13 protein-coding genes are annotated in these 12915 nt (G+C 71.0%); 5 read left to right on the top strand and 8 right to left on the bottom strand.

The genetic code is table 11. The annotated features are described in order from the left end of the window. Positions 1 to 2: 2 nt before the first annotated feature. A complete protein-coding gene (locus F0U47_RS04090; protein WP_149748994.1) occupies positions 3 to 539 on the top strand; it encodes an META domain-containing protein in 537 nt (178 codons plus the stop codon). Between the two features lie 3 nt (positions 540 to 542). Here F0U47_RS04090 and F0U47_RS04085 read toward each other — a convergent pair whose 3' ends face one another. After that, positions 543 to 1562, bottom strand: coding sequence for a zinc-dependent alcohol dehydrogenase family protein (locus F0U47_RS04085; RefSeq protein WP_149748993.1), 1020 nt, complete (start codon positions 1560 to 1562; stop codon positions 543 to 545). Positions 1563 to 1647: 85 nt separating this feature from the next. Between F0U47_RS04085 and F0U47_RS04080 the strand changes: the two genes are divergently transcribed. The 4 genes from F0U47_RS04080 (at position 1648) to F0U47_RS04065 (ending at position 5885) form a co-directional block, all read left to right on the top strand. Further along, a complete protein-coding gene (locus F0U47_RS04080; protein ID WP_149748992.1) occupies positions 1648 to 3198 on the top strand; it encodes a helix-turn-helix domain-containing protein in 1551 nt (516 codons plus the stop codon). A gap of 7 nt (positions 3199 to 3205) precedes the next feature. Beyond that, entirely contained in the window at positions 3206 to 3979 is a 774-nt protein-coding gene (locus F0U47_RS04075; RefSeq protein ID WP_149748991.1) for a glycerophosphodiester phosphodiesterase family protein, read from the top strand. Continuing rightward, on the top strand, positions 3976 to 5328 hold the full coding sequence (locus tag F0U47_RS04070; RefSeq protein ID WP_149748990.1) for an MFS transporter: 1353 nt from the start codon (positions 3976 to 3978) through the stop codon (positions 5326 to 5328). The genes F0U47_RS04075 and F0U47_RS04070 overlap by 4 nt, the downstream gene beginning before the upstream one ends. Before the next feature lie 167 nt (positions 5329 to 5495). Beyond that, complete coding sequence (locus F0U47_RS04065) at positions 5496 to 5885, top strand: RNA polymerase-binding protein RbpA (protein WP_149748989.1); 390 nt, start codon at positions 5496 to 5498, stop codon at positions 5883 to 5885. 20 nt (positions 5886 to 5905) lie between these two features. Here the strand turns inward: F0U47_RS04065 and F0U47_RS04060 are convergent, their stop codons facing one another. From F0U47_RS04060 to kdd, 7 genes are all read right to left on the bottom strand, one after another. Further along, positions 5906 to 6403 carry an FxsA family protein gene (locus tag F0U47_RS04060; RefSeq protein ID WP_246159420.1) on the bottom strand — a complete coding sequence of 166 codons (498 nt, stop codon included), beginning with the start codon at positions 6401 to 6403 and terminating at the stop codon, positions 5906 to 5908. After that, positions 6400 to 7200: a polyprenol monophosphomannose synthase gene (locus tag F0U47_RS04055; RefSeq protein ID WP_246159419.1), complete on the bottom strand. Its 801-nt coding sequence runs from the start codon at positions 7198 to 7200 to the stop codon at positions 6400 to 6402. The genes F0U47_RS04060 and F0U47_RS04055 overlap by 4 nt, the downstream gene beginning before the upstream one ends. Further along, positions 7193 to 8770 carry an apolipoprotein N-acyltransferase gene (gene lnt, locus F0U47_RS04050; RefSeq protein WP_149748987.1) on the bottom strand — a complete coding sequence of 526 codons (1578 nt, stop codon included), beginning with the start codon at positions 8768 to 8770 and terminating at the stop codon, positions 7193 to 7195. The genes F0U47_RS04055 and lnt overlap by 8 nt, the downstream gene beginning before the upstream one ends. A 399-nt stretch (positions 8771 to 9169) precedes the next feature. Next, positions 9170 to 9562: a 3-aminobutyryl-CoA ammonia lyase gene (gene kal / locus F0U47_RS04045; protein WP_149748986.1), complete on the bottom strand. Its 393-nt coding sequence runs from the start codon at positions 9560 to 9562 to the stop codon at positions 9170 to 9172. Next, positions 9559 to 10287, bottom strand: coding sequence for a lysine 5,6-aminomutase subunit beta (gene kamE / locus F0U47_RS04040; RefSeq protein ID WP_149748985.1), 729 nt, complete (start codon positions 10285 to 10287; stop codon positions 9559 to 9561). Before kamE ends, kal begins: the two co-directional genes overlap by 4 nt. Beyond that, a complete protein-coding gene (gene kamD / locus F0U47_RS04035) occupies positions 10284 to 11843 on the bottom strand; it encodes a lysine 5,6-aminomutase subunit alpha (RefSeq protein WP_149748984.1) in 1560 nt (519 codons plus the stop codon). Before kamD ends, kamE begins: the two co-directional genes overlap by 4 nt. Then, positions 11840 to 12898 (bottom strand): L-erythro-3,5-diaminohexanoate dehydrogenase, encoded by a 1059-nt coding sequence (gene kdd, locus F0U47_RS04030; protein ID WP_149748983.1) that lies wholly within the window; start codon positions 12896 to 12898, stop codon positions 11840 to 11842. The genes kamD and kdd overlap by 4 nt, the downstream gene beginning before the upstream one ends. Positions 12899 to 12915: the final 17 nt, after the last annotated feature.

The raw sequence follows: 12915 nt of genomic DNA, 5'->3' as shown, positions 1-12915 counted from the left end.
GCGTGGCGCTACGTCCGATCGGTGTGAAGACCATCCTGATGGTCACGGCAGCTCTCCTGACCGTGACGCTCACTGGCTGTGGTGGCGATGACGGCGACGCGGCCATCACGGCACGGGACGACCAGGCTGCCGCTCTGTCGCTGGACGACCTCGACGGACGGACGTTCGCCTCGGTGCGGGTCGACGGCCACCAGCTGGTGGACGACACCCGGATCCAGATCGGGTTCGCCGGCGACGACATCTCGGTCAACGCCGGCTGCAACCACCTGTTCGGCACGGTGGCGCTCAACGGTGACCGGCTGGAGGTCGGCACCATGGGCGGCACCGAGATGGGTTGCCCCGACGGGCGCAACGACCAGGACGCGTGGATCTCGCAGTTCCTCAGCGCGGGCCCAGACGTCGGTCTCGACGGCGACACGCTGACCCTCACCGGCAGCGACGTGGTCATCGAGCTGGTCGAGGTGCAGGTCCCCGAGGCACCGACGGGCAACCCGGACGAGCCCAGCGCCACCAGTGACGAGGGCGTCGTCGTCCAGTGACCGTCAGGGCTGCAGCAGCACCTTGATCGCGCGGCGCTCGTCCATCGCCCGGTAGGCCTCGGGCGCGTCGGCGAGCGGCAGCGTCAGGTCGAAGACCCGGCCGGGGTCGATGCGACCGTCGAGGACGAGCTCGAGCAGCTCGGGGAGGTAGCGCCGTACCGGTGCGATGCCTCCGCGCAGGGCGACGTTCTTCTGGAACATCTTGCCGACCGGGAGCTCCACGCCGTGCGGCACGCCGACGAACCCGACGGTCGCGCCGGGCCGGGCGACCGCGAACGCCGTGCCCATCGACTGGTCGGTGCCGACGCACTCCAGGACGGCGTCGGCCCCCACTCCCCCGGTGATCTCCTTGACCGCCTTCGCGCCCGCCCGGTCGCGCTCGGCGACGACGTGCGTGGCCCCGAAGTCGGTGGCGAGCCGCTGCCGGTCCTCGTGCCGCGACATGGCGATGATCGTCTCGGCGCCCATCACCGATGCGGCGAGCACCCCGCACAGTCCGACCGCTCCGTCGCCGACCACGACCACCGAGCCGCCCTTCGCGACCCCCGCCGAGACCGCCGCGTGCCAGCCGGTGGGCATCACGTCGGTCAACGCGAGCAGCGACGGCACCAGCGCGGCGTCGGGCGCACCACCGTCCACGGCGACCAGGCTGCCATCGGCCTGCCCGACCCGGGCGAGCTCGCCCTGACCGCTCGTGGTCATGCTGAGGTTGTCGCAGGCCGACTGCACGCCGGCCTCGCAGTGCGCGCAGGTGTTGTCGCAGTGGCAGAACGGCACGATCACGAAGTCGCCGGGGCGGAACTGCTGCACGTCCCCGCCGACCTCCTCCACGACGCCGATGCACTCGTGGCCGATCGTCGCTCCCGCCTGGATCGGGTTCTCCCCGCGGTACGGCCAGAGGTCCGATCCGCACACGCAGCCTGCGACCACGCGGACGATCGCGTCCGTCGGACGCTTGATCGTCGGGTCGGGCACCTCTTCGACGCGGATGTCCCGCGGTCCGTGGATGGTCGTCGCGAGCATGGCGGTCATCCTGCCGTATCGTGGGGGACACGCGCGGGGCGCTCGCTCGGTTGGCTCTATCTCATATATGAGTTACCGTCGTCGTATGACGGCTTCCCTCCCTGTCGAGAGCGACTCCGACTACAAAGGTCGCATCGGCAACCTGATCCGCGACGCTCGCAAGCATCGCGGGCTGACCCAGACCCAGCTCGCCGAGCGGCTCGGCACCAGCCAGAGCGCGATCAACCGGATCGAGAAGGGCCACCAGAACCTCTCGCTGGAGATGCTCGCCCGGATCGGCGCCGCTCTCGACTCCGAGATCGTCGCCCTCGGCGCGGGCCCGACCCACCTCCGGGTCAAGGGCCCCACGACGCTGTCGGGCACGATCGACGTCAAGACCTCGAAGAACGCCGGCGTGGCGCTGCTCTGCGCCTCCCTGCTGAACCGCGGGCGCACGACGCTCCGGAAGGTCGCGCGCATCGAGGAGGTCAACCGGCTGCTCGAGGTGCTGGGCAGCCTCGGCGTCCAGACCCGCTGGATCAACGACGAGAACGACCTCGAGATCATCCCGCCGAAGGAGCTCGATCTCAGCCGCATCGACGAGGAGGCGGCCCGTCGTACCCGCTCCGTGCTGATGTTCCTCGGCCCGCTCCTCCACCGCGCCGACACCTTCGAGCTCCCCTACGCCGGCGGCTGCAACCTCGGCACCCGCACGGTCGAGCCGCACATGTCGGCGCTGCGCCCGTTCGGCCTCGAGGTCAAGGCCACCGACGGCTGGTACCACGGCCAGGTCAACCGCGCGATCTCACCGGGCAAGCCGATCATCCTGACCGAGCGCGGCGACACCGTCACCGAGAACGCCGTGATGGCGGCCGCGCTGCACCCCGGCACCACCGTGATCCGCAACGCGTCGTCGAACTACATGGTGCAGGACCTCTGCTTCTACCTGCAGGCGCTCGGCGTGGCCGTCGAGGGCGTCGGTACGACGACGCTGACCATCACCGGTCGCACGGTGATCGACGTGGACGTCGACTACTCGCCGAGCGAGGACCCGATCGAGGCGATGTCGCTGCTGGCTGCCGCGATCGTCACCCGCTCGGAGATCACGGTCCGCCGGGCGCCCATCGAGTTCCTCGAGATCGAGCTCGCGGTCCTGGAGGAGATGGGCTTCCGATACGAGCTGTCCCAGGAGTACCTCGCAGCCAACGGCCACACCCGTCTCGTCGACATCCGCACGCTGCCCTCGGACCTGGTGGCGCCGCGGGACAAGATCCACCCGATGCCGTTCCCGGGCCTCAACATCGACAACCTGCCGTTCTTCGCGGTGATCGCCGCGGTCGCGGAGGGCCAGACCTACATCCACGACTGGGTCTACGACAACCGGGCGATCTACCTCACCGACCTCAACAAGCTCGGCGGACGGGTCAGCCTGCTCGATCCCCACCGGGTGATGATCGAGGGGCCGACGTCGTGGACCGGGGCCGAGCTGATGTGCCCGCCCGCGCTGCGTCCGGCGGTCGTCGTCCTCCTCGCGATGCTGGCGAGCAAGGGCACGTCGGTCCTCCGCGGCACCTACGTCATCCACCGCGGCTACGAGGATCTCGCCGAGCGGCTCAGCTCGCTGGGCGCGGAGATCGAGACCTTCCGCGATATCTGACCTGCGGATGTACCTGCAGAACGGGCGCGTCCTCGCGTTCGCCCACCGGGGTGGTGCCTACCACCCGGAGATCGAGGGCCTCGAGAACACCCTCTCCGCGTTCCGGCACGCCGTCTCACTGGGCTACGAGTACCTCGAGACCGATGTGCACGTCACCAAGGACGGCGCGCTGCTCGCCTTCCACGACGCCGTCCTCGAGCGGGTCACCGACCGGATGGGCGCCATCGCCAACCTCACCCTCTCCGAGATCCGGGAGGCCCGGATCGCCGGGAGGGAGCAGATCCCGACCTTCGGGCAGCTGCTCGACGCGTTCCCCGACGCGCGCTTCAACATCGACATCAAGTCGGACGGCGCGGCTGAGGTCCTCGCCGACGTGATCCGGGAGCACGACCTGTGGGACCGGGTGCTGGTCGGCTCCTTCTCCCCCGCCCGGGTCCGCGAGTTCCGACGGCTCACCGAGGGCCGGGTCCCGACCGCCGCCCACCTCTGGGAGATCCTGGTGTACCGGTTCCTGCCGAGCGCGCGGCTCGCGAACCTGCTCGCCGGGCGCGACTTCGTCGCGTTCCAGATCCCCCATCGCCGCTTCGGGCTACGGGTCGCATCGAGCGGGCTGGTCCGGCGAGCCCACGCGACGGGGAAGCACGTCCACGTCTGGACCGTCGACGACCCCGATGAGATGGGCGACCTCCTCGACCGTGGTGTCGACGGCCTCTTCACGGATCGGACCGATCTGCTCAAGGATGTGCTGGTCGCACGCGGCCTGTGGGAGGGAGCCCCATGAACGCCACACCCCCGATCGCCGATCTGGGACCGCTGAACCGCGCCCGGGAGCAGAAGGCGTGGTTCTTCTACGACTGGGCGAACTCCGCGTTCGCGACGACGATCGCCGGCGTCCTGTTCGCGCCGTACCTCATCGCCGTCGCCGAGGAGGCTGCGGTCGACGGCCGGGTCTCCGTCCTCGGCGCCGGGATCGACCCCGACGCGCTCCCCGCGTTCGTGATCACCGCCTCGACCATCCTGTCCGCGATCATCCTGCCGCCGCTCGGGGCCCTCGCCGACCGGACCGCTCGCAAGAAGGACCTGCTGGCCGGGTTCGCCTGGGCGGGCGCCGCGGCTGCTGCCGTCCTGTTCTTCATGACCGGGGACAACTGGCAGATCGGGGTGGTGTCGTTCATCGTCGCCAACCTGTGCTTCGCCGCGTCCACGGTCTTCAACGACGCGATCCTGCCGATCATCTCCACCGAGTCCGAGCGGGACCGGGTGTCCAGCCGCGGGTGGGCGATGGGCTACGTCGGCGGGGGGCTCCTGCTGGCGCTCAACTTCGTCCTGGTGAGCTTCCACGACTCCTTCGGGCTCAGCCAAGGGCTGGCGGTGCGGATCAGCCTGCTCTCCGCGGCGGTGTGGTGGGCAGCGTTCACCTTCATCCCCTTCCGCGGCCTGACCAACCACCCACCGCGCGCCGTCGAACGTGTCGAGGGTGGACTGGTGGCGAGCAGCTTCGGCCAGCTGTGGTCGACGCTGCGTGAGCTGCGCCGCTACCCGGTCGCCCTGACCTTCCTCCTGGCCTACCTCTTCTTCAACGACGGCATCCAGACGGTGATCGCCCAGGCGTCGGTCTTCGGCGTCGAGGAGCTCGGCTTCGAGCAGGGCACGATGTTGGCGATCTACCTGCTGGTGCAGTTCGTCGCCGTCGGCGGCGCGCTGTTCTTCGGTGCGGTCGCCCGGCGGTACGGCGCCAAGCAGGTGATCCTCGCCGGGATCGCGGTCTGGATGCTGATCGTCACCGCTGCCCTGGTGATCCCGGCGGAGCAGCTCGTCTGGCTGATCGTCCTCGGCGTGGCGATCGGCGTCGTGCTCGGCGGCACCCAGGCGCTGGCGCGGTCGTACTTCTCGTTGCTGATCCCGCGGGGCAAGGAAGCAGAGTTCTTCAGCTTCTACCACCTGATGGACCGCGGCACGTCCTGGTTCGGCACGCTCACCTTCGGCATCGTGGTCCAGGTCACGGGCTCGTTCCGGCCGGCCGTCTTCGCGCTGGTGATCTTCTTCCTCGTCGGCGGACTGCTGCTGCTCCGGGTCGACACCGAGCGGGGCATCAGGGACGCGGGCAACGAACGCCCCGTCACCGTCTGATCTCGTCGTCCTCGGCGAAATATCGTCGGGAATGCAACCTTTTGCCGGCGGGTAGCGTTGGAAGAAGAAGCGGCCGCGTCGGTCAACCACGCCCGGGGAGATCCCCCGGCGACCACGCCGCCGGACCCCGCCAGGAGCAGGGGTCGAGACATGGGAGGCGGAGCATCATGGCGGAGCGGACCTTGCGGGGCGCACGACTGGGCGGGCAGTCCTTCGAGGACGAGCGCGGCATCGAGTTCGCCGCACGTCAGCAGGTCGGATACCTGTGCCCCCACGGACACCAGTTCGAGATCACGATGTCGATCGAGGCCGAGGTCCCCGCGGTGTGGGAGTGCCCGCGGTGCGGCGCCGAGGCCGAGAGCACGTCCGGCATCGAGCGTGAGCAGAAGGTCGAGAAGCCGCAGCGCACCCACTGGGACATGCTGCTCGAGCGGCGCTCGGAGAAGGAGCTCGAGGACATCCTCACCGAGCGGCTGGAGCTGCTCCGGGGCGGCGAGATCGGCCCGGCCCACCTCCACCGCTCCACCGGACGGAAGCGGAAGGCGGCGAACGCCTGAGCCTCGGCCCTGACCTTCGCTCAGTCCTCGACGACCTCGCCCCGGACGACGGCATCCCCTGCCGTCGGGCCGGGGCTCTGTCTTGTCGGTCGTGGTCCTGCCGGTCGGGCCTGGCCTGCGGCGACGACGGTCATCCGCGAGCCGACGTACGCCGACAACGCCCGCCGGAAGATCGGGCGGGTGAACGGCAGGATCAGCAGGAACCCGACGACGTCGGTGGCGAAGCCGGGGGTCAGCAGCAACGTGCCGCCGATGAGGATGAGCGCGCCGTCGGCGAGCTCCCTGGCGGGCGGGCGGTAGCTTGCGAGGGCCGTGCGGAGGGCGGTCCACGCGCGGCGCCCCTCCCGCTTCACGAGCCAGGCTCCGACGAGGCTGTCGAGGATCAGCAGCCCGATCGTCCACCACGGCCCGATGGTCTGGCCGACCTGGATGACGAGGTAGATCTCCACCAGCGGAACCACGACGAACGCCACGAACAGCAGCAGCGGCAGCCAGCGGCGGCGCCTCGTCGTACTCACGCTTCGAGGGTAGATGAGGACCGGTTGCGGGCCCGTGCCCGAGCGTGCTCCCAGCGCTCGCGGATGCCCCACTGGGTGATCCGCTTCAGCGACTCGAGGGCCACCTGGCTGCTCATCTTCGACTCGCCCCGGACCCGCTCGATGAACTCGATGGGGACCTCCCGCACGACCAGCCCGGCACGCAGGCAGCGGGTGACCAGGTCGGTCTGGAAGACGTACCCGGTGGAGCGCACCGAGGCGAGGTCGATCTTCTCCAGCGCCTCGCGACGGAAGAGCCGGTAGCCGGCGGTCGCGTCGCGGATGTCGATCCCCAGCAGCAGCCGGACGTAGAGGTTGCCGCCGCGGGACAGCGCCTCGCGCCGCCGCGGCCAGTTGACCACGCTTCCGCCCGGCACCCACCGCGACCCGATCACGAGGTCGGCGGAGCGGAGCGCCTGCAGCAGCCGGTGCAGCTGCTCCGGCTGGTGCGAGCCGTCGGCGTCCATCTCCCCCACGACGTCGTAGCCGGCGGCCAGCGCCCACGCGAAGCCGGCGAGGTACGCCGCGCCGAGACCGCCCTTGGCGGTCCGGTGCAGGACGTGGACGTGCGGGTCGGCGGCCGCGAGGCCGTCGGCGATCTCTCCCGTGCCGTCGGGAGAGTTGTCGTCGACGACGAGGACGTCGAGGGCGGGCTGCGCGCGCCGCAGGCGGCCGACGATCCAGGCCAGGTTGGCCGCCTCGTCGTAGGTGGGGACCACCACGACCACGCGTCCGAGCCCGGCGACGGCGTCGCCGCCGGTGGTCACGTTCTCAGCCAACTGGAGCCTCACTCGGAGTCGGGGACGTCTCGGGCTCCGCATGGTCGGCGGTGGCCCGGGCGGACCCGGCATGATCTCGCTGTCGACGGTACGCGATCCCGCCCAGCACGAGACCGACGAGCGACAGCCCGGTGAACACCCGCGACGGCCACGCCCCGAGCCGGGTCGCCGGCGTCAGCTCGGTGCTGAGGCCGACCTCCTCCACCAGCACCGCCGTCGTCCGGGGGTCGGCCGCGGCGATCACCGTGCCGTCGGGCGCGATCACCCCGGTGATCCCGTTGGTGGCGGCGACCACCAGCCACCGCCCGGACTCGATCGCCCGCAGCCGGGTGATCGCGAACTGCTGGTCGATCTGGTCGGTGAAGATGAAGCTCGCGTTGCTGGTCTGCACGGTGAGCAGCTCCGCACCTTCCTGCAGCTGATCGCGCATCACGTCGTCGTAGGCGACGTCGAAGCAGATGGCGTCGGCGACGGGGATCCCGGCGACCCGCAGCGGGCTGGTGCGGGTCCCGCTCTTCATGTCCCGGCTGATCGCCCGGAGCGCGCCGAAGTTGGGGTCCCAGTAGCGGCGGAGCGGGATGTATTCGCCGTAGGCCACGGGGTGCCGCTTGGTGTAGCGGTCCCCCGGCCCGGTGGCGGGGTCCCACACGATCCCCTGGTTGAGCACGTGCTCCTCGCCGTCGTCGACCAGGCCGCCGACGACGACCGGGACGCCGATCGCGGCGACGGCCTCGCGGATGCCGTCGTTGACGTCGCTGTCGACGAACGGGTCCACCGCGGTGGAGTTCTCCGGCCACAGCACGAAGTCGGGGCGGAGCGTCGACCTGTTCGCGAGGTCGATCGTCGCCTCGACATGGTTGCGGGTGACGCCCCGGTGGTCGTAGAGGATGTCGTCGGCGGGACCCGGCAGGTTGCCCTGCACCGCCGCGACGACGGCGGAGCCGGACCGGTCCGCCTCGTAGGGCACCACCACCGGCACCACCAGCACCGCGAGGATCGCGACCGCTCCCCCGAGCGCGACCGGCCGGCGTCGTCGTACCGTCCCCGCGACGGACGGCAGCCAGTCCTCGACCCCGGCGGCCAGCAGGAAGCCGAGCAGCGCCAGCAGGAACGACAGACCCGTCATCCCGACGTACGCGAGCGCCGGCGCGACCGGGGTGTCCGCGACGGCGAAGCCCAGCCGTCCCCACGGCATGCCGCTGAACGGCCACTCGCTCCGGAGGGCGTCGACGGCGGTCCAGGTCGCAGCGAGCCACACCGGCCATGCCGGCAGCCGCCGGACCAGGGGTACGGCGAGCCCGACGATGCCGTAGAAGAGCGCCTCGACCGCGGAGAGGGCCAGCCACGCGTCCGGGCCGATCGACGTGCGCATCCAGTCGATGTGGGTGAAGTAGAACGTCACGCCGAACACCAGGCCCACCAGCCCGGAGCGCCAGAACGGGAGGTCGTGGGTCGCCAGCGCGAACGCAGCCAGGCCGAACGGCAGGAGGTACGCGATCGCGATCGGCTCGAAGGAGGCGGTGAGAGCCAGGCCGCCCGCGATCGCGAGGAGGAGGCGGGCGACGAGCACGTGATCAGCCTAGTGACCGCACCGTCAGGGCGACGGAAGGGTCGACCTCACCTTCGGACCATCTCGACGATCGACCGGCTGCCGATCTCGGGACGTTGTCTAGGGGGAAGACGACCCTTCCGTGTCGCTCTCGAGGAGCGGACCGACCTCCGCGAACCGTGATGAGAGGTGTTGGCGCTACACCCCCGTCTGCGGCCACTCGGACGTCGGTCCGCCTACCACGACCTGCACGAGCAACGCCACGTACTTTGGGCGAGTGAAGGGCTGAGTGTCAACCGCCCGCTGACCTGCACGGATGCGCGAACGCGCAGGTCAGAGCGGGGTGGCTCGAAGCCCAGATCCGCGAAAAATCTCGGGCATCGACGGCGTGTCGCTTGCAACGCGCCGACGGAATCGCGGTCAGGGGACGACGACGGTGCCGGTGGCGGTCGTGGCGACCAGCGGCGGGTCGAGCAACGAGGCGGAACCGGGGCTCTCCGGCGTCGCTGCCCCGCGCGCGACGACCGTCAGCGTGAACGCCATCCGGCGCGACCGGCTGCCGGCCCGGACCAGCTCGGCGGTGGCCTCGACGACGTCGCCGGCCCGGACCGGTGCGCGGAACTGCACGTCGTCGTAGGACGCGAACAGGCCCTCGTCGCCGTCGGTGAGGATGCAGAGCTCGGTCGCCACGTCCCCGAAGAGGCCGAGCCCGTAGGCCCCGTCGACCAGGTTGCCGGCGTAGTGGGCGTGGGAGTAGGGCACGTAGCGGCGCTGGGTCACCTTCGTGCCGACCGGCTGCTGGGGGGCGCTCACGAGGCCAGCCTATGGGCGAGGAAGCTCGCGACCTCGCCTGGCGTCGTGCCCCGGCCGAAGATCCGGTCGACACCCAGCTCGGCCGCCATCGCCTCGTCGAACCGCGGTCCGCCCACCACCAGCAGCGGGCGCTTCTCGGCCGGGAAGGCCTCGCCGAACGCCGCCGCCATCTCGCGGGTGTTGAGCAGGTGCGCGTCGCGCTGGGTGACGACCTGGGAGACGAGCACGGCGTCCGCCTGCTCGGTCACGGCGCGGTCGACGAGCTGCGGCACGGAGACCTGGGCGCCCAGGTTGACCACCTTGATCTCCCGGTAGTACTCCAGTCCCTTCTCGCCCGCGAAGCCCTTGATGTTGAGGATCGCGTCGATCCCGACCGTGTGGGCGTCCGTGCCGATGCAGGCACCGATGACGACGAGCCGGCGGCGCAGCGACGCCTTGATCGCCGCGTTGACCTCCTTCGGGGTGAGCAGCGGGTAGTCACGCTCGACGACCTCCACGGCATCGAGGTCGACCAGGTGGTGCACCCGGCCGTAGACGACGAAGAACGTGAAGTCGGGCCCCATCGCCTTGGCGTGGACGACCAGCGCGGGGTCGAGCCCCATCTTGGCCGCGAGCTGCTGGGCAGCGCCCTCGGCACGCTTGGAGTGCGGGACCGGCAGGGTGAAGCTGATCTGCACCATGCCGTCGCCGGTGGTGTCGCCGTAGGGGCGCACGAGCGTGCTCATCGTCCCTCCTCGAGCAGGTCGCTGGCGGGGTTGTAGTAGTCGTGAGCCTTTCGGGCGACGCCGTCGAGCCCCTTGCCCCCGTCGGCCGGGCGTCGCATCAGGCCGAAGGTCCCGTCGGCGATGGCGTCGAGGAGGCCCTCGTCGGTGATCCGCTCGAGCAGCTCGATCGTCTCCCCCAGCACCTGGCGGGCGCGGGTGGCGATCAACCCCTCGGGCGCCGGGTGGAAGTCCTCGTGCAGACCGCCGGCGGCGTCGAGGACGTAGCGGACGTTCTGGAGGGCGAGGTCGCGGTCGGAGAGCCACGGCGTCACGACCGCCTCGGTCATCATGCCGACCAGCAAGATGCCCTGGCCGGTCATCGCGCCGACCAGGTTGAAGAAGCCGTCGAGCAGGTAGCCGCGGAACACGTCGCCGGTCATGTGCCGCGTGGGCGGCATCCACTTGAGCGGCGCGTCCGGGAAGAGCTCGCGCGCCAGCAGGGCGTGAGCGAGCTCCAGCCGGAACGACTCGGGGACCGCCGGGTCGATCTCGAACGCGTGGCCGAGGCCGCGCTGCCAGTCCTCGAGCCCGGCCTCCTTGGCGAAGTACTCGTTGAGCAGCTGGCTCGTGGTGACCGTGTGCGCCGCCTCGACGGCGTCGGCGGTGGTCAGGTAGTTGTCCTCGCCGGTGTTGATGATGATGCCCGCGCGCGCGTGGACCTGGCGGCTGAACCGCTGGTCGACGAACGTGCGCACCGGGTTGATGTCGCGGAAGAGGATCCCGTACATCGAGTCGTTGAGCATCATGTCGAGCCGCTCGAGGCCGGCGAGCGCCGCGATCTCCGGCATGCAGAGGCCGCTGGCGTAGTTGGTCAGCCGGACGTAGCGACCGAGCTCCCTGCTCGACTCGTCGAGCGCGGCCCGCATGAGGCGGAAGTTCTCCTGGGTCGCGTACGTGCCGGCGAAGCCCTCGCGGGTCGCGCCCTCGGGCACGAAGTCGAGCAGGCTCTGACCGGTGGACCGGATCACGGCGATGACGTCGGCGCCCTCCCGGGCAGCCTGCTGCGCCTGCGGGATGTCCTCGTAGATGTCGCCGGTGGCGACGATCAGGTAGATCCAGGGCTGTCGTGGCGCGTCGCCGTGCCGCTTGATCAGCCGGTCGCGCTCCGTACGGCGGCGGTCGACCTGCCGGACGCCGGCACCCACCTGGCGCCGACTCGCTGTCCGGGCCCGCTTCGCGCGGGTCCCCTCGGGGATCTCGAACCGCACCGAGCCCGCCGAGGCCTTCTGGGCGAGCGTGAGCAGGTCCTCCGCCTCGCCCCGGGCGAGCGCGTCCCAGACGGGCAGCGCGACGCCGTGCTCGAGCCCGACGTCCGCGCGGACAGCGTCGAGGAGGCGGTTGACCCACGGCGTCCCCTCGGCATCGGCGCCGCCGAGGCCGGCGAGCCGCAGTGTCGCGCGCTCCACCGACACGGTCGTGTGCTGCTGCGCGAGCTTCACGATCGGCCGACCGGCCTTGCGGGCCAGCGATCGTGCCTTGCGGACGGTGACCGGGTCGAGGTCCAGCTTGCCCCTCACGCCAGTCGCTCCTCGAAGAGCTTCCGGACACCGGGGTTGGTCCGGACCAGGTCGAGCGCCAGCGCGGCATGGCCGGGGACGTAGCCGTTGCCGACGAGCATCGTGACGTCGGCGGCAACGCCCTCCGCGCCGAGCGCGGCGGCGGAGAAGGACGTGGCCATCGAGAAGAAGATGATGGTGCCGCCCTCGGCCGTCGCCAGGATGGCGCCGCCCTCGCAGCCCGGCACGTCGACGCAGACCACTGTGATGTCGGCCGGCCCGCCGGCGGCGGTGACCGCGTCGCGCAGCGCGATCGGGTCGCGGGCGTCGGTCACCACGACCTCGTCGGCGAGGTCGGCAGCGGCCAGCGACGCAGCCTCGCGATCGGTCGGCACGACCCCGATCAGCCGACCGGCTCCCCCGGCCCGGGCGGCGGCGAGCGCCAGCGACCCGGACTTGCCTCCGCCGCCGATCACCGCAACGCGCGGCGCCCGCCCGCGGTCGACGTACTGCCGGACGACGCGCGCGGTCAGCGCCGGGGCGCCGCACACGTCCATCACCGCGAGGCTGAGACCGGTGGGCAGGTCGTCGGGCAGCACGGCTGCGATCGACCGGCCGAAGAGGACCGCGTAGCCATCACACGGCACCTGCTCCGACCGGCCGTCCCAGCCGACCAGGCCATCGGTGATGACCAGGGGCGTGAGGGTGAGGGAGACCAGGGTCGCGACGCGCTGACCCACCTCGAGCCCCAGCGGCGACTCCGGGCCGACCTCCTCGACGGTGCCGATGAGCATCCCGCCGGAGCCGGTGACCGGGTTCTGCATCTTGCCGCGCTCGGCCACGATCGCCAGCACCGCCTCGCGGACTGCCCCATGATCGACACGGCCGTCGCCGTCCTTTGCCGCTTCCTCGAGCTGGCGGAAGGACGCTGCGTCGAGGTTGAGCCGCTCGACGCGGATCCGCACCTCGTCCGGCCACAGCTCGCGGCGGGTGTCGAGCCGCCGGGCCGCCTGCGGCAGCACGGTCGCATCGTCCAGCACCCGGTGCAGCCCGGTCGCGTCGCTGCGCTGCTTCACCGTCGACACGGTCCCTC

The organism is Nocardioides antri, from assembly GCF_008373765.1.
GTDB lineage: Bacteria > Actinomycetota > Actinomycetes > Propionibacteriales > Nocardioidaceae > Nocardioides > Nocardioides antri.
Note: the sequence above shows the minus strand (reverse complement) of the source record. Positions and strands in the feature narration are given on the sequence as shown.